Origin of the sequence: Streptomyces sp. B1I3, assembly GCF_030816615.1 — a bacterium.
In the GTDB taxonomy this organism is placed as follows: Bacteria; Actinomycetota; Actinomycetes; order Streptomycetales; family Streptomycetaceae; genus Streptomyces.
In genome coordinates this window covers 6,513,549-6,531,401 of record NZ_JAUSYD010000001.1, presented here as the reverse complement: position 1 = coordinate 6,531,401, position 17,853 = coordinate 6,513,549, and the positions used below count along the sequence as shown (strand labels likewise).

Below are 17,853 nucleotides of genomic sequence, written 5' to 3'. Positions count from 1 at the left end.
TTCGTTCCCCGCACGCCGACCGCTTCCGGCGCCGGTGTGACGAGGGCCTGAGCGGCTGTTCCGGGAAGAAGCCGGACGTCGTCACCGGCACCGGGCATGCCGGGCCGCAACCTGCCGCTGCCCGGCATGCCCGCCGCGCCGACCGCGGGGTGAGGCGCTGGGCCGTCCGGAGCAGATGCGGGGGTGGCGGGCCCCCGCGCGCCGTAGCGTCCCTCGCATGCGCAGACACCTGGTGGCCGCGTCCGTTCTGCTCGCGCTGGCCGGTTCCCTCGGGGCCCGGCCCGCCGACGGCCCGTCCCTGCCCGGCCGGCTGGCCGACACGGGCGGCGGTACGCAGCTGATCACCGCCGAGGCACCCGGCGCCGGCTCCACCACCGGCACGCTCACCTGGTGGGACCGGCGGCGGGGCGGGTGGGTGGCGGCCGGCTCGGCCCCGGCCCGCTTCGGGGCGAACGGCCTCGTCGAGGGGGCCACCCGCACCCAGGGCACGAACACCACACCCACCGGCCTGTACGACCTGCCGTACGCCTTCGGGACCGAGGCCGCCCGGCCCGGCACCCGCTACCCCTACCGCCGGATCGGTGCCCACTCCTGGTGGTGCCAGGACAACGCCTCGCGCGCCTACAACCGCTGGGTGGAGCCCCTGCCGGACGACTGCCGGGCCGAGGAGGCCGAACGCCTCGCGGCGTACGGAACGCAGTACGCCCGGGCGCTCGTGATCGGCTACAACTACGAGCGGCCGGTACGCGGCCGGGGCGCCGGCATCTTCCTCCACGTCGACGGCAAGGGGGCGACGGCCGGCTGTGTGTCCGTACCGGCGGCTGCCATGGACCGGCTCCTCGCCTGGGCCGATCCGGGCCGCCTGCCGCACATCGCGGTCGGCACCCGGTCGGGCCCGACCGCGATCACCCGGTACTGACCGGCGCCGACGGCTCAGACGTCGTTCTGGGCCAGCCTCAGCAGATGGTCGGCCAGCGCCTGCCCGCCGGCCGGGTCGCGGCTGATGAGCATGAGTGTGTCGTCGCCCGCGATCGTGCCGAGGATCGCCTGGAGTTCGGCCTGGTCGATGGCCGAGGCGAGGAACTGCGCGGCGCCCGGGGGCGTGCGCAGCACCACGAGGTTGGCCGAGGCCTCCGCGGAGATGAGCAGCTCGGCGGAGAGCCTGCGCATCCGCTCCTCCTTGGCCGACCCGCCGAGCGGCGCCTGCGGGGTACGGAATCCACCCTCGCTCGGCACCGCGTAGATCAGCTCGCCTCCGGTGTTGCGGATCTTCACCGCGCCGAGCTCGTCCAGGTCGCGGGAGAGCGTCGCCTGGGTGACACTCAGCCCGTCGTCGGCGAGGAGCCGGGCCAGCTGGCTCTGCGAGCGCACCGGCTGCCGGTTCAGGATGTCCACGATCCTGCGGTGGCGTGCGGTGCGGGTCTGCGGCACCGACGGCCCGCCGTGGTCGGTTTCCTGCGCCTCGGTCATCGTCGTCGCCTCATTCTCCGGATCGTGACTCCCCGGATCGTCCGTCCCCGTAGGCCGCGTCGAGGGCTCCCGGAAGAATCCGCAGGAACGCGTCCACCTCTGCGTCACCGATGATCAGCGGCGGCATGAGCCGCACGACATCGGGGGCGGGCGCGTTCACCAGGAGTCCGGCTCCCTGAGCCGCCTGCTGCACCTGCGGTGCGAGGGGCCCGGTGAGCACGATACCCAGCAGCAGGCCGGAGCCGCGGACGTGGGAGACCAGCGGGTGGCCCAGACCCTCGACCCCGTTCCTGATCTTCTCCCCGAGCCGCTTCACCTCGTCCAGGACGCCTTCGGCCGCGAGGGTGTCCAGGACTGCGAGGCCGGCGGCACAGGCGATGGGGTTCCCGCCGAACGTCGTGCCGTGCTGGCCGGGCTGCAGCAGGCCGGCCGCCGCGCCGAAGGCGACGGTGGCGCCGATGGGCAGTCCGCCGCCGAGGCCCTTGGCCAGCGTGACGACGTCCGGTTCGACCCCCTGGTGGGCCTGGTGCTCGAACCAGTGGCCGCAGCGGCCGACACCCGTCTGCACCTCGTCCAGTACGAGCAGGGTGCCGGTGGCCCGGGTGATCTCCCGGGCGGCTTCCAGATAACCCGCAGGCGGGACGACCACGCCGTTCTCGCCCTGCATGGGCTCGATGATCAGCAGCGCCGTCTCGGTCGTCACCGCGTCCCTGAGGGCCTCGACGTCTCCGTACGGCACGTGCGTGACGTCGCCGGGCAGCGGCTGGAACGCCTCGCGCTTGCCGGGCTGACCCGTCAGGGCGAGGGCGCCCATGGTCCGGCCGTGGAAGCCCCCGTCCGTGGCGACCATGTGCGTGCGCCCGGTGAGCCGGCCGATCTTGAACGCGGCTTCGTTGGCCTCCGCGCCGGAGTTGGAGAAGAAGACCCTGCCCGTCCGGCCGAAGAGCTGCAGCAGCCGCTCTCCGAGCGCCACCGGCGGCTCGGCGATGAAGAGGTTGGAGACATGGCCGAGGGAGGCGATCTGGGTGGAGACGGCCTCGACGACGGCAGGGTGGGCGTGGCCGAGCGCGTTCACCGCGATACCACCGACGAAGTCGAGGTACTCGGTGCCGTCGGCGTCCCACACCCGGGCGCCGGAGCCGCGGACCAGGGGCAGTTGCGGGGTGCCGTAGTTGTTCATCAGCGCGGTCTGCCAGCGCTGTGAGAGCTCCTCGTTGCTCATGCTTCCCCCTGCTCGCCGGTCTGCTGGCCGGTGCGTACGCCGGCCTGTGGGTCGGTCCGTGCGTCGGTGCGGGCGTCGGCCTGCGCGTCGGTGCGGGCGTCGGCCTGTGCGTCGGTGCGGACGTCGGTCTGTGCGTCGGGCACGACCATTGTGCCGACTCCCTCGTCGGTGAAGATCTCCAGCAGGATCGAGTGGTGGACCCGGCCGTCGATGACACGGGCGGTCTCGACACCGTTGCGTACGGCGTGCAGGCACCCCTGCATCTTGGGCACCATGCCGCTGGACAGGTCGGGGAGCAGTTTCTCCAGCTCGGTGGCGGTGAGCCGGCTGATCACGTCGTCGCTGTTCGGCCAGTCCTCGTAGAGGCCCTCGACGTCGGTCAGGACCATCAGCGTCTCGGCGTTCAGCGCGGCGGCGAGTGCGGCGGCCGCGGTGTCGGCGTTGACGTTGTAGACGTGGTTGTCCTCGGCGGAGCGCGCGATGGAGGAGATGACCGGGATCCGGCCGTCGTCCAGCAACGCCTGGATGGCCCCGGTGTCGATGGCGGTGATCTCTCCGACCCTGCCGATGTCGACGAACTCGCCGTCGATCACAGGACGGTGCTGGGTGGCGGTGATGGTGTGGGCGTCCTCACCGGTCATACCGACGGCGAGCGGGCCGTGCTGGTTGAGCAGCCCCACGAGCTCACGCTGGACCTGGCCGGCCAGCACCATGCGTACGACGTCCATCGCCTCCGGCGTGGTCACGCGCAGCCCGGCCTTGAACTCGCTGACCAGACCCTGCTTGTCGAGCTGGGCGCTGATCTGCGGGCCTCCGCCGTGCACGACGACCGGCTTGAGACCGGCGTGCCGCAGGAAGACGACGTCCTGGGCGAAGGCGGCCTTCAGCTCCTCGTCGATCATGGCGTTGCCGCCGAACTTGATGACGACGGTCTTGCCGTTGTGCCGGGTCAGCCAGGGCAGCGCCTCGATGAGGATCTGGGCCTTGGGCAGCGCGGTGTGCTTCCTCGCGGCGTTCATGAGCTGTAGGCGCTGTTCTCGTGGACGTACTCGGCGGTGAGGTCGTTGGCCCAGATGACGGCCGACTCGGCTCCCGCGGCGAGGTCGGCGGTGATCCTGACCTCCCGGTAGCGCATGTCGACCAGTTCACGGTCCTCGCCCACGCTGCCGTTCCTGCACACCCAGACGTCGTTGATGGCGACGTTGAGACGGTCCGGCTCGAAGGCGGCCTTCGTGGTGCCGATCGCGGAGAGGACCCGGCCCCAGTTGGGGTCCTCGCCGTGGATGGCGCACTTGAGGAGGTTGTTGCGGGCGATGCTCCGGCCGACCTCGACGGCGTCGTCCTCGGTGGCCGCGTTGATCACCTCGATCCGGATGTCCTTGGAGGCCCCCTCGGCGTCACCGATCAGCTGGCGGGCGAGGTCGGCGCACACACTGTGGACGGCCTGGTCGAACTCGGCCCGGGCGGGCGTGATTCCGCTGGCTCCGGAGGCGAGGAGGAGCACGGTGTCGTTGGTCGACATGCAGCCGTCGGAGTCGACCCGGTCGAACGTGGTGCGGGTGGCGGCGCGCAGGGCGGCGTCGAGGGCGGGCGCGTCGACGTCCGCGTCGGTGGTGAGGACGACCAGCATCGTGGCGAGGCCGGGGGCGAGCATGCCGGCGCCCTTCGCCATGCCGCCGACGGTCCAGCCTTCGCCGCCTGCCACAGCCGTCTTGTGGACCGTGTCCGTGGTCTTGATCGCGAGGGCGGCCTTCTCCCCGCCGTGCTCGCTGAGGGCGGCCGCGGCCTTCTCGATGCCGGGCAGGAGCTTGTCCATGGGCAGGAGCAGGCCGATCAGCCCGGTCGAGGCGACCGCGATCTCACCGGCGCTGTGACCGGTGAGGACCTCGGCGGCCTTCTCGGCCGTGGCGTGCGTGTCCTGGAAACCCTGAGGACCCGTACAGGCGTTGGCTCCCCCAGAGTTGAGGACGACGGCGGTGACCTCGCCGCCCTTGAGCACCTGCTCCGACCAGAGGACGGGTGCGGCCTTGACGCGGTTGGAGGTGAAGACGCCCGCGGCGGCGCGGCGGGGGCCGTTGTTGACCACGAGGGCCAGGTCCGGGCTACCGCTCTCCTTGATTCCGGCGGCGATGCCCGCCGCCGTGAATCCCTTGGCTGCCGTGACGCTCACGGTGCGACTCCGATCGTGGAAAGACCTGTGTCCTCGGGGAGCCCGAGGGCGATGTTCATGCTTTGCAGGGCGCCTCCGGCGGTGCCCTTGGCGAGGTTGTCGATGGCGCTGATCACGACGATCCGGCCGGCCGCCTCGTCGTGGGCGACCTGGACCTGGACGGCGTTGGAGCCGTACACGGCCGCAGTGGCGGGCCACTGCCCCTCGGGCAGCAGATCGACGAACGGCTCGTCGGCGAAGGCCTTCTCGTAGGCTGCGCGGAGCGTGCCGGCGTCCACGCCGGGCTTCGCCTTCACGTTGCACGTGGCCAGGATGCCGCGGGGCATGGGGGCCAGGGTCGGCGTGAAGGAGACGGTGACGCGCTCACCGGCCGCGGCACTGAGGTTCTGGATCATCTCGGGGGTGTGCCGGTGCACCCCACCGACGCCGTACGGGGACATGTTGCCCATGACCTCGGAGCCGAGCAGGTGCGGCTTGGCCGCCTTGCCGGCGCCGGAGGTGCCGGAGGCGGCGACGACGACGGCCTCGGGCTCGGCGAGGCCGGCGGTGTAGGCCGGGAAGAGCGCGAGCGAGACGGCGGTGGGATAGCAGCCCGGTACGGCGATGCGCTTGGAGCCCTCCAGGGCCGCGCGGGCTCCCGGCAGTTCGGGCAGGCCGTAGGGCCAGGTGCCGGCGTGCGGCGAGCCGTAGAACTTCTCCCAGTCGGCCGCGTCCGCCAGCCGGAAGTCGGCGCCCATGTCGACGACGAGCACCTCCTCGCCGAGTTGCTCGGCGACGGCGGCGGACTGCCCGTGCGGAAGGGCCAGGAAGACGACGTCGTGCCCGGCAAGTACCTCGGCCGTGGTCGGCTGCAGAACCCGGTCCGCGAGCGGCCTCAGGTGCGGCTGCAGTGCGCCGAGCCGCTCCCCGGCGTTGGAGTGCGCGGTGAGCGCGCCGATCTCCACCTCGGGGTGGGCGAGGAGCAGGCGGAGCAGTTCTCCGCCTGCATAGCCGCTCGCTCCTGCCACTGCCGCACGTACCACCATCGGGAATCCTCCTCGTCGATGGCATGACTATACGCATCCACGCAGGTTTATGCAAAGGTGTGATCGGCGCACGGGCGTCGGATGTGTGACCGAGCGTTTCAGTCGGCCTGTGAGCGCTCGAGTTGGCCTGTTGAGCGTCGTGGTTGACCCACGGGGCCCGATCGCGCAGGCGAGTGCCGGTTCACGCCTCGGTGGCGCATGCCGTTGATGCCCGGCGGGGTGGCGTGCTGGCTACCGGAAGCTCTCGCAGCTTACGGACGGGGGAGCAGAAGACCGGGAGGAAGGCGCCGGCCAGGCAGATCGCACCCGCCCAGACCGCCGTGCGCAGGCCGGCCGCCTGGCCGACGAGGCCACCGAGGGCGGAGCCGATGGCCAGGGCGCCGGTGAGCAGGAAGCGGAAGGTGGCGTTCATGCGTCCGAGCAGCGGGCCAGGGGTCAGGTGCTGGCGCAGGGTGACGCCGAGGACGTTGTCGATACCCGTCTTGGTCATGGCCGCGAGCCACCCGGCACCGGCCACCCACAGCCACGGCCCATCGTCGATCAGCGCGACGGCGAGTGCGGCGGGTGCGAACCAGAGCCCGGCCAACCCCAGGGTGCGGCCGTGGCCGAGGCGGGCGGCGAGGCGGCGGGCGACGCCGGCGCCGAGCAGGATACCCAGGCCGCCGGCAGCCCAGTACGCCCCGAGCACCCCGGCGGACAGGTGCAGTTCGCGGACGAACAGCACCGGCAGTATGGCGTTGATCATTTGTGCGCCGAGGTTGGTGAGGGTCGCGGTGAGCGCCAACGCGCGTAGCTCGCGGCTGCCCAGGACGTGGTGCAGCCCTTCCGCCATCTCGGCCCGCAGCCGTCGCCGGTCTGCCGGTGGCACGGCAGGAGCCTGTCGTCGGATGCCCGTGAGGCCGGCGGCGGAGGCCAGGTAGGCGACGGCCCCGCCGAGGATCGCGAGGGGAGCCGTGAAGAACTGCACGAAGAAGCCGCCGGCGCCGCGGCCGGCGATGTTGGCGCCGGCCATCAGGCTCACCAGGGCGGCGTTCGCCGGCACCAGGCGCTCACGGCCGACCAGCTCGGGCAGGACGCTCTGCGAGCCGACGTCGAAGAACACCGTCGCGCAGCCGTTCAGCAGCACCACCGCGTACAGCTGCGGCAGTGACGGCACGCCCAGCCACCAGGCGACGGGGATCGAGGCGAACAGCGCGGCACGGGCCGCGTCGGCGGCGACCAGCACCCGGCGGCCGGGCATGCGGTCCACCCAGGCGCCCGCGGGCAGGCCGATGAAGAGGAAGGCGGCGGTGGACAGTGCGGCCAGCGCACCGGCCTGGCCGGGGCCGGCGGGTACTGTGCGCGACCGCGACCGCTCCACCCAGTGTTTTACCCTCAGCTAAATGATCGAGATCGGACTCGGCTTGGAGGATGTGGCCCGCACCCGCTTCGCGATCTCCCCGCTGTGGGAGGTGGTGGCCAGCGTCCGGGTGCTCAAGGGCGCGGACGAACACGGCCTGCATCGCACCTGGGCCGATCAGGTGCGCCCGAGGCTGGCTGCGGCAGACCTCGACCTGGGGCCACTGTTCGACCTTGTTCCGGTGTCGACGCGCTCGCCCTGGGCCGACTGCGTTCCGGGTTTCATCTGCCCGCCGCCCACGACGCCGCTACCGTCACTGGATGTGGAGCTGGCCACGGTCCGGGCCACCCCGCCGGCGCTCCTGCACACGACGGCCGAGGTGCCGCCTGCACGGATGGCGGTGCTGCGCGCCGACCCCGCAGCCGAGCTCGGACGACTGACCGACGTGTTGGAGGCGTACTGGGAGCTGGCACTGGCGCCGTACTGGTCGCGGATCCTCACGCTGTTGGAGGGCGACATCCGCTACCGCGCCGGGCGCCTGGTCGAAGGCGGCGCCCTGCGTCTGTTCGCAGACCTCGACCCACAGGTCACCTGGGCCGGAGGCACTCTGCACCTGGAGCACCGCACCGTGCGCGGAGCGCGCCGACTCGACGGCCAGGGCCTGCTGCTGGTGCCGTCCGCCTTCGTGTGGCCGCGCGTGTTCTCCGTGCTCAACGAGCCATGGCAGCCCTCACTGCGCTATCCGCCACGCGCCGTCGGCACGCTGTGGCAGGCGCGTCCCGCGACCGTGTCCGATGCCCTGGCGGGGGTGCTGGGCCGCTCCCGTGCAACCCTCCTGACCGAACTGACAGCCCCCGCCTCGACCACCGACCTCGCCCGCCGCACCGGGCTGACTCCCGGCGGCGTCTCCCAGCACCTGACGGCCCTGCGCACCGCTGGTCTGGTGAGCCGCCACCGTGTGGGCAGAGAGGTGCTGTATGCACGCACCCGGGCCGGAGGGACCGTCGTGGAAGCCGCGGGCTCAGGATCACCGCCGTCCACCGCCCTAGCGTGAACCACGCACCTGCGCGACCGGGCCCTACCTAAGCCGTCGGGCAACGCCTCGAGCCGGATCAGGTGGTGATCGGGTGCCGGGTCACCGAGCCGCGTTCAGTGATGAGCGGCCAGCACTGCCGCGAGGCCCTCCTGCAGATCCTTGACGAAATACTCGGGAACCTCCAGCGACGGGAAATGTCCCCCGGTTTCAGGCGACCTCCATCGGACGATCTGCCGGAACCGCTCCTGCGCCCAGGCGCGCGGGCACTTCTCGATGTCGCGGGGATACACACTGAGCGCTGACGGGACGTCGACCCGGAGTTCGGGATCGAGCGAGTCGTGGCTTTCGTAGTAGATGCGGGCCGACGACGCTCCGGCCCGCGTCAGCCAATACAGGGTCACGTTGTCAAGGATGCGGTCTACGGAAATCGTCTCGAACGGGCTGTCTTCGGTATCTGTCCACTCGGCGAACTTGTCGAGGATCCAGGCGAGAAGCCCGACCGGTGAGTCGACGAGCGAGTAGCCGATGGTCTGCGGTCGGGTCGCCTGCTGCTTCGCGTACGCCGCGCGGGGGCCGTTCCAGAAATCGCGGGTTTCCTCGGTCCATCTGCGCTCGGCCGCCGTCAGCCCGTCCGTTGTCAACCCGGGCGGTGCCTGCGGGGTCAGTGTGTGGATGCCGAGAACGTGCGTCGGGAACCTGCCACCGAGAACAGTGGTGATCACACCTCCCCAGTCGCCGCCGTGGGCTGCGAACTTGCTGTAGCCGAGCCTTTCCATCAGTTCCACCCATGCGGCCGCGATCTTTTCGACTCCCCACCCGGTGGTGGCCGGCTTGTCGCTGTAACCGAAGCCTGGTAGCGACGGGACCACGACGTGGAACGCCGGCGCGCCCGCGTCTTTCGGATCTGCCAGCTCGTCCACCACATCGACGAACTCGGCGATGCTGCCCGGCCACCCGTGCGTCAGGATCAGAGGAGTCGCATCTGCGCGCGCGGATCGGCGGTGCAGGAAGTGGATTCCCAGGTCGTCGATGGTCGTGCGGAACTGGCCGATCCGGTTGAGGCGCGCTTCGAACGACCGCCAGTCGTACCCGGTGCGCCAGTAGTTCACGACATCGACGAGGTCGGCGAGGGGAACGCCCTGTTCCCATCGGCGAGGGCCGGGTGCGGCGCGACGGACCGTCTCGGCCTCCGGCAGTCGCGCCGCGGCCAGTCGTGCGCGCAGATCGTCGAGGTCGGCGTCACTTGCGTGGGCTTCAAATGCTTGCACGTCGCTGGTGGGACGGGGCATGAGACCTCCTGGCCGTCGTGGAACCGGCTACGACCATTCGTGAACCGGCTAAGGCGGTTCTAGCAGTCCCCTGAGCCACGCCGCAACCCGCTAAGGTGGTTCCATGCATGCCCGGTTCCCTGACTTCCGCCTCGGCAACGTGCTGGCGACCAGCTTCACGGGGACTCTGTCGGAGCGTCATGGCGACGCCGTGGAGCGCATTCCCACGCCGCACCGACTCGTCGACTGGCTGGCAGTGAACGGCCTCGCCGTGGACTCCTGCACCGCTGCCCAGCTCGGCCTCGCCCGGGAACTGAGGGAGTCGATTCACGCCGCCGCGACAGCGGCCGCGATCCAGGACGCTCTCCCTGCATCTGCTGTCCACGTCATCAACGACTGCAGCGCTCACGGTCGGGCCGCGGCTGTCCTGACGCCCGAGGGTGAGCGGCGATGGCGGCTCAGCTCGGCTTCCTGCGTGGAAGATGCCCTCAGTGTGATCGCCGCCGACGCGATCGACATCATCGCAGGCGAACGAGACGGGAAGTTGGCCTTGTGTGCGTCACCGACCTGCCAAGCCGCCTTCTTCGACACCAGCCAGAGCCGCACCCGCAAGTGGTGCGACATGAACACGTGCGGGAATCGTCAGAAGAAGGCGCGCTTCAACGCCAACCAGCGCAAAAACCCCAGATCAGCGGAGTGATCGTCACTTCGGTACATCCACGTGGGTCCCACACCCGCAACACGTCTGTCGCGTTGGGCGCACCTCAACGGCACCCCTGACAGGAGCCATCCGTCGCCTTCGGTCAACGTCCTCGGCCAGTACACAGCGCTCGCGTCCCGCTCCACGCTCATCGGGGCTTCAGTCGGCCCCCCAGCGCTGCAGTCGGCCCCTGAGGGTTCCGGCCAGTGGGCTCGCAGGACAGCCGTCGAGACCGCCCCTGGGGCCACCTGCCCTGGAACCCGGCGGCTCGGGCACAATCGGGAGCCGTGCCGACCCCTCCTGATCCCGCCGTCCTGTACCCCGACGTCGCGGCCTGCGGCAGCCTCGCCGCAGCGCTCCGGGGCGAGGCGGGAGGCTGTCTCGGCGCCGTCCCCGTCACGTCCCCCGACTCCGCTCCGCTGCTCCACGCGAGCGTGGCGAGCACCCTGGCACATCGCGAGCCGCTTCGGATCAGCGGGTGGCCGCACGGGCGACGGTGGTCGATCGACGGTGCGGAGCCGTTCCAGGGGCTGCCCTTGATCGTCGGCAGGACGGACGACCTGGCGCAGGTCGCCAGGGCCGCCAAGTCGTGGCACGAGGGGGCTGCCCTGGACGACATCCGCAGGGCGGCCCCCTTCGTGCGCCTGACCGGCCGGTTCGAGGTGCCCGACCGCGATCCCGTGCGCCTGACGGAATCCGAGTGGCAGGGCATGCTGCAGGAGGCGCGCGGACTGGAGTACACCTGGCAGGAGCAGTACCAAGCCCTCATCGAGGCGGCGTACGCCGAGCCGGCGCTGCGGGCCCTCTACCCGTTCACGAGCCACTGGGCGCTGCGCTTCTCGGCCACCACCCGCCCGAACCTGACCGTCGCCGGACCGTGCCTGACCTCGGGCAGCGACGCCACGTACGGAGTGGGCAGGGGCTTCAGCACTCCGGATTTCGGCCTGTTCGCCACGGCGGACGAGGCCGTCGCAGCGGCTGTGCACAGGCTGCCGTCCGGCCTCGGCCCGGTCACGCTCGGCGGCTGGACCGGCCCGCGTTGAGGCCGGGCCGAGGTGCCGGCACCGCCCGGACGGCGTAGACGTGATGCTGCCCACGGGCAGCTTCGCGCCGACATCCGCGTCTTCTGGACCGGCGACGGGCAGATACATGCGGACGTTCCGGGACGCCTACCGTGCCCACGTCGCCGAAGAGGTCAGGACGGCGCCGAGCGCGGGCATCCACGGCGGGTTCGCCGTCGGCAGGGACCTCGCCGTCATCGCGCCCGATCCGGAGTCGGTGCGGCGCCTCGCCGCGTCCCAGCTGCTCGTCCTCCACCGCGACCCGGACTGCGAGGCGACAGGCGACGTACGCATGGCGCGGCTCTCGTGGAGAGATGCGTCGTGACCGACGACTCCACCGCCTCGGACCGACATCCGCGGGACCCGATGCGGGCGGCCGGGCGGCCCCCGCCGCACACCGCGGGCCGTCACGCACGGCCGCCGGGCACGTCAGTCGCGGCCCGGCTCCTCGGCTCGGGCGGCGTCGCGCTCCTTGATCCGCGCGGACTCCTTGCGGACCTCGGCCTGGGTCGCGCGCTCCTTCTGGAGCCACTCCGGGCTGTCCTTCTTCAGTTCGTCGATCTGCTCGGTGGTGAGCGGCTCAGTGACACCGCCACGCGCCAGCCCGGCGATGGAGACGCCCAGCTTCGAGGCGACCACCGGCCGGGGGTGCGGGCCGTTGCGGCGCAGCTCCTGCAGCCACTCGGGCGGATCGGCCTGCAGCGCGTTGAGTTCGGCGCGCGAGACGACGCCTTCCTGGAACTCGGCGGGGGTGGCTTCGAGGTACACACCCAGCTTCTTCGCCGCTGTGGCGGGCTTCATCGTCTGGGTGGTCTGGTGCGACGTCATGGTGCCCAGGGTATCGAGCATGTGCGCCCCCTCCGACCACGGCCGGTAACCTGGCGGGGTGACAGGCTCGGAAGTACCCCCTTCGTTCCGGCTCGCCTACGTCCCGGGCGTGACCCCGACCAAGTGGGTGCGGATCTGGAACGAGCGGCTGCCTGGCGTCCCGCTGTCCCTCGTCGGTGTGCCCGCGGCCGAGGCCGCCGGACTGCTGCGTGACGGCGGCGCCGACGCCGGTTTCGTGCGGCTGCCCGTGGACCGTACGGACCTCAGCGCGATCCCGCTCTACACCGAGACGACCGTGGTCGTGATCCCCAAGGACCACGCGGCGACGGCCGTCGAGGAGATGTCGGCCGAGGACCTCGCCGACGAGATCGTGCTGCACCCCCTCGACGACACCCTCGGCTGGGAGCATCCCCCGGGCCGGCCCGCGTTCGAGCGGCCCGCCACGACGGCGGACGCCGTCGAACTGGTGGCGGCGGGGGTGGGGCTGCTCGTCGTACCGCAGTCGCTGGCCCGGCTGCACCACCGCAAGGACCTCACCTACCGGCCCCTCGCCGGTGTCGTCGAGTCGCGGATCGCCCTCTCGTGGCCGGAGGAGCGGACGACCGACCTCGTGGAGGAGTTCATCGGGATCGTCCGCGGGCGGACGGTCAACAGCACACGAGGGCGTCCGCCGACGCCTCCGCAACCCAAGGGCAAGGCCAAGGACACCGGCAAGAAGGGCGGCGCCCCGCGCAAACCGGCGGCGGGCAGGACCTCCCGAGGCGGCTCGGGCGGCTCCGGCGGCTCCGGCGGTGCGAAGAACCCCAGAGGTGGCGCCAAGGGCGGCGCCTCACGCGGAAAGCCGCGCCGCCGGCCGTAGCGGATGGGCGGAGCCCCTGCCCCTAGCGCTTCGGGGAGCAGCCGCGCCGGTCGCGCCCCCAACGGGCTCACAGGGCCCCGTACACCGCCTCGACCAGCGCCATCTTGCGGGGGTCGTCCGCGATGTGCGGGCCCATGCGGTTCATGACGTAGCCGAGCGCGACCCCGGCCTCCGGGTCGGCGAGTCCGCAGGAGCCGCCCGCCCCGTCGTGTCCGACGGCCCGTGGGTTGGGCCCGTACGAGGCGTTGGGGCCGCTCAGCCAGAGTCCGAGACCCAGCTCTGTCTCATGGGCGAACCCGGCGCCCAGCACCAGGTCCCGGCAGGGGCCCTGCCCCTCCCGGACCCGCTCCGCGGCCTCCTCGGAGAGGATGCGCCGGCCGTCGAGGCTGCCGCGTCCGGCGAGGATGGCGTAGAGGGCGGCGACCGCGCGGGCGGTGCCGTGACCGTTGGCGGCGGGGATCTCGGCGGCCCGCCAGGCGGGGGTGTTGGCGGCAGCCGTCCCGGTGCCGGGGTTGAGCAGGGAGGCGATGGCCACCGGCTCCATCCGGGCGAAGAGCGCGGATTGTTCGCGGAAGACGGCCTTCGGCTGGACGAGCTCGGCGACCCGGCCCGCGTCCTCCTCCGGGAGGCCTACGGTGAAGTCGATGCCGAGCGGTCCGGTGATCTCCTGCCGCAGGAACTCCCCCGGCAGCAGGCCGGTGATCCGGCGGACGACCTCGCCGACCAGGAAGCCGTAGGAGATCGCGTGGTACCCGGAACGGGTGCCCGGCTCCCACCAGGGTTCGGTGGCCGCGAGGCGCGCCGTGGTCAGCTCCCAGTCGTAGAGCTCGGCCAGGGTGTGCTCCTGACGCAGGCCCGCGACTCCCGACCGGTGCGAGAGCAGGTGGCGTACGCGGACGGACTCCTTGCCGGCGGCGGCGAACTCGGGCCAATACGCGGCGACGGGAGCGTCCAGGTCGAGCAGGCCACGGTCGACGAGGACGTGGGCGCAGAGCGCGGTCGGGCCCTTCGTCGTGGACCAGACGTTGACCACGGTGTCCCGCTCCCACGGGCGGGTGCGGGCCGCGTCGGCCCAGCCACCCCAGAGGTCCACGACCGGGGTGCCGTCGACGAGTACGGTGACGGCCGCGCCCAGTTCGTCACGCTCCGCGAAGTTGGCCGCGAAGGCGTCGCGCACGGCGGTGAACCTGTCGTCGCAGTGGCCATGGATCTGCGGCACGGGTCTCTCCTCGGCTCGGGGATTGCACCATACCGACTGGTCGGACCGGCGGAAAGACGTCAGCTGCCGCGTCCTTCCCTCCGTGGCCCCGGTCAGCCGGTGAGCGACTGGAGGCTCAGGCTCCAGCGGCCGGGGAGACCGGTGAGCGTGAGGGTGGAGAGCGGCCGGACGTCCACGTTCCAGTACGCCGACGGCGGGGCGTTCAGGGCGTAGACGAGAGCGGCGCGGACCACTGCGGGTTCGGCGACGGCGACGATGAGACCGTCGCAGGCAGGCCGGGTGTCGAGCCAGCCCCCTATCCGGGAGATGAAGGCCATGAGCGGTTCGCCGCCGTGCGGGGCGGAGCGGGGGTCGGCGAGCCAGGCGTCGACGGCATCCGGTTCGTGGGCGGCCACCTCCGCCAGGGTCAGGCCGCGCCAGCGTCCCATGTCGCAGTCCCGCAGCGCGGGCTGGACGAGCGGGGCGAAGCCGAGGGCGTCCCCGGTGGCGCGGCTGCGGGGGGTGGGGGAGCAGTAGCGCAGTTCGGCGGCCCCGAGCAGCGGCACCAGGACGTGCGCGACGAACTGCACCTCCCGCCAGCCCGCGTGGTCGAGTGGCCGGTCGTCGTCGAAACGCTCGGCGAGGAGGGCTGAGCTGCGTGCTGCGGCGACCAGCGAGACCCGAACACTCATGGGCGCGATCGTGGAGCCGAACGCCGCGCCGGTCAAGAGGGCGGCGCGGCGTGAACGGGCGCCCGGTTCAGCCCGCCTCGAGGGACATCCACATGTCCGGCGCCTCCAGCGGCGTGAACCCGATCTTCGCGTACATCCCGTGGGCGTCCTTGGTGGCGAGCATGAGCCTGCGTACGCCCAGCGGTGTCAGGTGGTCCCGGACGGCGGTGACGAGGCGGGTGCCGAGGCCGTGGCCGCGGGCCGCCCGGTCGACGTAGACGTCGCAGATCCAGGCGAAGGAGGCGTGGTCGGTCACCACCCGGGCGTAGGCGACCTGTTCACCCGAAGTCAGGTCATAGGCACCGTAGTTGAGGGAACCGGCTATCGCCCGCTCCTGCTGCTCCGGGGTGCGGCCGAGCGCCCAGTAGGCGTCCGTGGAGAGCCAGTGGTGGATGCGGGCGGTATCGAGCCGGGAGGGATCGGACGAGATCTCGTGACGCCTCTCGGACGTGTCGTGGTCGCTCATGCGCGGAGGCTACCGTCCGGGCCGGGCGGGGGGCCGAACAGTTCGTCGCAGGCGGTGCGCAGCCGCCGCACCGCCTCGGCGAGCTCGGCGGGACCGGAGACGGCCGCGAAGCTCAGCCGGATGTGCCCGGCCGGGGGCTCGGCACAGTGGTACGGCCTGCCGGGCGCGACGGCGACGCCGGCCCGCAGTGCGGCGGAGACCAGGGCGGGCTCGCCGGCTCCCGGCCCGGGCAGCCGGAGCCACAGGGTGCCGCCCCCGGACGGCACGAGGGGCAGGGCGAGTTCGGGCAGGTGGTGCCGTACCGCGGCCGTCGTGGCGGTACGCCGGCCGGCGAGCTCGGCGGCCACGGCGCGCAGATGGCGCCCCCACGCCGGGGAGCCGACGAGTTCGAGCGCCGCCTCCTGGAGCGGACGGGGCACGAAGAAGCTGTCGACGACCTGGATGGCGCGCAGCCGCTCCAGGACCGGCCCCCGGGCGGCCAGCGCGCCGACGCGCAGACTCGGCGAGGTCACCTTGGTGAGGGAACAGACGTGGACGACGACCCCGTCCTGATCGTGTGCCACCAGGGGGACGGGCAGCGGCCCCGCGTCCGCGTGGACGAGTCGCCGCGCGAAGTCGTCCTCGACGACGAAGGCGCCGGCGTCCCGGGCGATGCGCACGATCTGCCCGCGCCGCTCCGGCGCGAGGACCGCTCCGGTCGGATTCTGGAAGAGCGGCTGGCAGACGAAGACCCGTGACCCGGTCGCGCGGAAGGCCGCTTCCAGGAGATCGGGACGCACCCCGTCGGCGTCCACCGGCACGGGCACCGGCCGCAGCCCCGCGGCGCGGGCGGCCGCCAGCATGCCCGGGTAGGTGGGTGACTCGACGAGAACGGGGGCGCCGGGCGGGGAGAGCGCCCGCAGGGCGGTGGCCAGCGCGCTCTGCCCGCCCGCGGTGATCAGGACGTCGCTTGCGGTGACCGTGCCGCCGATCTCCCGGGCGAACCAGGCACGCAGCTCGTCCAGCCCGTCGGTGGGCGGCCGGCCCCACGCCCCGGGGCGGCGGCCCGCGCGGGCCAGGGCGGCGGCCATGGCACGTTCCGGCTGGAGCGAGGGGTGCAGATAGCCCCCGTTGCACTCGATGACCCCGGACGGCGGCGCGGCGAGCGTGACCAGGACCCCCGAGGCGTCGACCGTGCGGGGCACGACCTCGGGTCCGCCGTCGCCGCTGAGGGACACCTCCTGCCAGGACGTGTCGCCCGGCGCGGGCACGGCGCTGCGGGGCTCGGCCCGGAAGGCTCCCGCGCCGGGCCGGGTGACGACCAGCCCCTCGGCGGCGAGCTGCGCGACGGCCCGCGAGACCGTCACGGGACTGACCCCGAAGCGCTGGACGAGTGCCCGGCTGGACGGCAGCTTCCCTCCGGGTGAGTAGCGGTTCAGCTCGCTCCTCAGAGAACTAACCAGCTCGGAGGCACTGCTACGCTCTTCCATGACAGCACAGGATAGCGCTACTGGACACAGGACGATAGCGGTTGACGCCGATCCGACGGGCGCGAAGAGCGCGCGCGGCGGCGTCCTGCTCGCCGGGCTCGGCGTCGTCGCCTTCTCCCTGACCTTCCCGTCCACCGTGTGGGGGCTGGAGAGCTTCGGCCCCTGGTCCCTGGTCGCCCTGCGCAGCCTGCTCGCCGCCCTGATCGCGGGCTGCGCCCTGCTGGCGGGCCGGGTGCCCTTGCCGGCCCGCCGTCACTGGGGCGGCCTGGCGGTTGTCGCCGGGGGCGTGGTGGTGGGATTCCCCCTCCTGACCACGCTGGCCCTGCAGACCTCCACCAGCTCGCACGCAGCGGTGGTGGTGGGTTTGCTGCCGCTGACGACCGCGCTTCTCGCGGCGCTGCGCACCGGCTCGCGCCCGCCGCGCGCCTTCTGGATCGCGGCGCTGGCCGGAGCCGCCGTGGTCATCGCCTTCACGGTCCAGCAGAGTGGCGGGGCACTCTCCGGCGGAGACCTGTATCTCTTCGGGGCGCTGCTGGTCTGTGCGGCCGGTTACACCGAGGGCGGAAGGCTGGCCAAGGTGATGCCGGGCTGGCAGGTGATCGGCTGGGCCCTCGTCCTCTGCCTGCCGCTCGCGGTGGCCGGGGCGGCCGTTGCGCTGCCCTTCGAGCCGGTGCACCTCACGGCACACGGGGTCGCCGGGCTGGTCTGGGTGGCCGGTGGATCGACCTTCCTCGGGCTGTACGTCTGGTACCGGGGCATGGCGGAGATCGGCGTGCCCCGGGCCAGCCAGCTCCAGCTGGCGCAGCCGCTGCTGACCCTGGTCTGGTCGTTCCTTGCGCTCGGCGAGAAGGTGTCCGCGGCCGCCCCGGTGGCAGCGGTGGCCGTCCTGGTCTGCATCGCCGCCACCCAGCGGTCGGGCGGCCGCGCGGGGGGAGGCACGGCCGCCCGTCCAGGAGGCGGCCAGGGCCCGCGGTCATAGACTTGTCGATATACGGACCGCCACCCCGTGAG

18 protein-coding genes and 1 pseudogene are annotated in these 17,853 nt (G+C 72.3%); 7 read left to right on the top strand and 12 right to left on the bottom strand.

The genetic code is table 11. The features are described from left to right. The first annotated feature begins 217 nt into the window (after positions 1-217). A complete protein-coding gene (locus tag QFZ58_RS29700) occupies positions 218-919 on the top strand; it encodes a L,D-transpeptidase (RefSeq protein WP_307127966.1) in 702 nt (233 codons plus the stop codon). A 14-nt stretch (positions 920-933) separates the two neighbouring features. Here QFZ58_RS29700 and QFZ58_RS29695 read toward each other — a convergent pair whose 3' ends face one another. The 6 genes and pseudogenes from QFZ58_RS29695 to QFZ58_RS29670 form a co-directional block, all read right to left on the bottom strand. Continuing rightward, positions 934-1,470, bottom strand: a complete 537-nt coding sequence (locus tag QFZ58_RS29695; protein ID WP_307127965.1) for an arginine repressor — start codon at positions 1,468-1,470, stop codon at positions 934-936. Between the two features lie 10 nt (positions 1,471-1,480). Next, entirely contained in the window at positions 1,481-2,692 is a 1,212-nt protein-coding gene (locus QFZ58_RS29690; RefSeq protein ID WP_307127964.1) for an acetylornithine transaminase, read from the bottom strand. 119 nt (positions 2,693-2,811) lie between these two features. Continuing rightward, positions 2,812-3,711, bottom strand: a pseudogene (gene argB, locus QFZ58_RS29685) (acetylglutamate kinase); the annotation flags it as partial. After that, entirely contained in the window at positions 3,708-4,862 is a 1,155-nt protein-coding gene (argJ, locus tag QFZ58_RS29680; protein WP_307127963.1) for a bifunctional glutamate N-acetyltransferase/amino-acid acetyltransferase ArgJ, read from the bottom strand. The pseudogene argB and the gene argJ, both read right to left, overlap by 4 nt. Beyond that, positions 4,859-5,887: an N-acetyl-gamma-glutamyl-phosphate reductase gene (gene argC / locus QFZ58_RS29675; protein WP_307127962.1), complete on the bottom strand. Its 1,029-nt coding sequence runs from the start codon at positions 5,885-5,887 to the stop codon at positions 4,859-4,861. The genes argJ and argC overlap by 4 nt, the downstream gene beginning before the upstream one ends. 181 nt (positions 5,888-6,068) lie before the next feature. Next, positions 6,069-7,247 carry an MFS transporter gene (locus QFZ58_RS29670; RefSeq protein ID WP_307127961.1) on the bottom strand — a complete coding sequence of 393 codons (1,179 nt, stop codon included), beginning with the start codon at positions 7,245-7,247 and terminating at the stop codon, positions 6,069-6,071. Positions 7,248-7,269: 22 nt separating this feature from the next. Here QFZ58_RS29670 and QFZ58_RS29665 point away from each other — a divergent pair, with 22 nt between their 5' ends. Beyond that, on the top strand, positions 7,270-8,280 hold the full coding sequence (locus QFZ58_RS29665; RefSeq protein ID WP_307127960.1) for a DUF5937 family protein: 1,011 nt from the start codon (positions 7,270-7,272) through the stop codon (positions 8,278-8,280). Between the two features lie 95 nt (positions 8,281-8,375). Here the strand turns inward: QFZ58_RS29665 and QFZ58_RS29660 are convergent, their stop codons facing one another. Next, on the bottom strand, positions 8,376-9,551 hold the full coding sequence (locus QFZ58_RS29660; protein ID WP_307127959.1) for an epoxide hydrolase family protein: 1,176 nt from the start codon (positions 9,549-9,551) through the stop codon (positions 8,376-8,378). A 103-nt stretch (positions 9,552-9,654) separates the two neighbouring features. On the opposite strand from QFZ58_RS29660, the gene QFZ58_RS29655 reads away from it, so the two are divergent. The 3 genes from QFZ58_RS29655 to QFZ58_RS29645 all read left to right on the top strand — a co-directional run bounded on the left by QFZ58_RS29655 (position 9,655) and on the right by QFZ58_RS29645 (position 11,616). Beyond that, positions 9,655-10,230 carry a CGNR zinc finger domain-containing protein gene (locus QFZ58_RS29655; protein ID WP_307127958.1) on the top strand — a complete coding sequence of 192 codons (576 nt, stop codon included), beginning with the start codon at positions 9,655-9,657 and terminating at the stop codon, positions 10,228-10,230. A gap of 287 nt (positions 10,231-10,517) precedes the next feature. Next, entirely contained in the window at positions 10,518-11,273 is a 756-nt protein-coding gene (locus QFZ58_RS29650) for a DUF6193 family natural product biosynthesis protein (protein WP_307127957.1), read from the top strand. 106 nt (positions 11,274-11,379) lie between these two features. Next, a complete protein-coding gene (locus QFZ58_RS29645) occupies positions 11,380-11,616 on the top strand; it encodes a hypothetical protein (protein ID WP_307127956.1) in 237 nt (78 codons plus the stop codon). A 104-nt stretch (positions 11,617-11,720) separates the two neighbouring features. Here the strand turns inward: QFZ58_RS29645 and QFZ58_RS29640 are convergent, their stop codons facing one another. Further along, positions 11,721-12,119, bottom strand: a complete 399-nt coding sequence (locus QFZ58_RS29640; RefSeq protein ID WP_307127955.1) for a DUF5997 family protein — start codon at positions 12,117-12,119, stop codon at positions 11,721-11,723. 58 nt (positions 12,120-12,177) lie between these two features. Between QFZ58_RS29640 and QFZ58_RS29635 the strand changes: the two genes are divergently transcribed. Then, on the top strand, positions 12,178-12,978 hold the full coding sequence (locus QFZ58_RS29635) for a LysR family substrate-binding domain-containing protein (RefSeq protein ID WP_307127954.1): 801 nt from the start codon (positions 12,178-12,180) through the stop codon (positions 12,976-12,978). A 67-nt stretch (positions 12,979-13,045) separates the two neighbouring features. Here QFZ58_RS29635 and QFZ58_RS29630 read toward each other — a convergent pair whose 3' ends face one another. From QFZ58_RS29630 to QFZ58_RS29615, 4 genes are all read right to left on the bottom strand, one after another. Next, a complete protein-coding gene (locus QFZ58_RS29630) occupies positions 13,046-14,197 on the bottom strand; it encodes a serine hydrolase (protein ID WP_307127953.1) in 1,152 nt (383 codons plus the stop codon). A gap of 92 nt (positions 14,198-14,289) precedes the next feature. After that, entirely contained in the window at positions 14,290-14,868 is a 579-nt protein-coding gene (locus tag QFZ58_RS29625; RefSeq protein WP_307127952.1) for a histidine phosphatase family protein, read from the bottom strand. Between the two features lie 67 nt (positions 14,869-14,935). Beyond that, positions 14,936-15,373 carry a GNAT family N-acetyltransferase gene (locus QFZ58_RS29620; RefSeq protein WP_307127951.1) on the bottom strand — a complete coding sequence of 146 codons (438 nt, stop codon included), beginning with the start codon at positions 15,371-15,373 and terminating at the stop codon, positions 14,936-14,938. After that, positions 15,370-16,842, bottom strand: coding sequence for a PLP-dependent aminotransferase family protein (locus tag QFZ58_RS29615; protein ID WP_307127950.1), 1,473 nt, complete (start codon positions 16,840-16,842; stop codon positions 15,370-15,372). The genes QFZ58_RS29620 and QFZ58_RS29615 overlap by 4 nt, the downstream gene beginning before the upstream one ends. On the opposite strand from QFZ58_RS29615, the gene QFZ58_RS29610 reads away from it, so the two are divergent. Then, positions 16,841-17,821 (top strand): DMT family transporter, encoded by a 981-nt coding sequence (locus QFZ58_RS29610; protein ID WP_307127949.1) that lies wholly within the window; start codon positions 16,841-16,843, stop codon positions 17,819-17,821. The genes QFZ58_RS29615 and QFZ58_RS29610 overlap by 2 nt on opposite strands. Positions 17,822-17,853 lie beyond the last annotated feature (32 nt).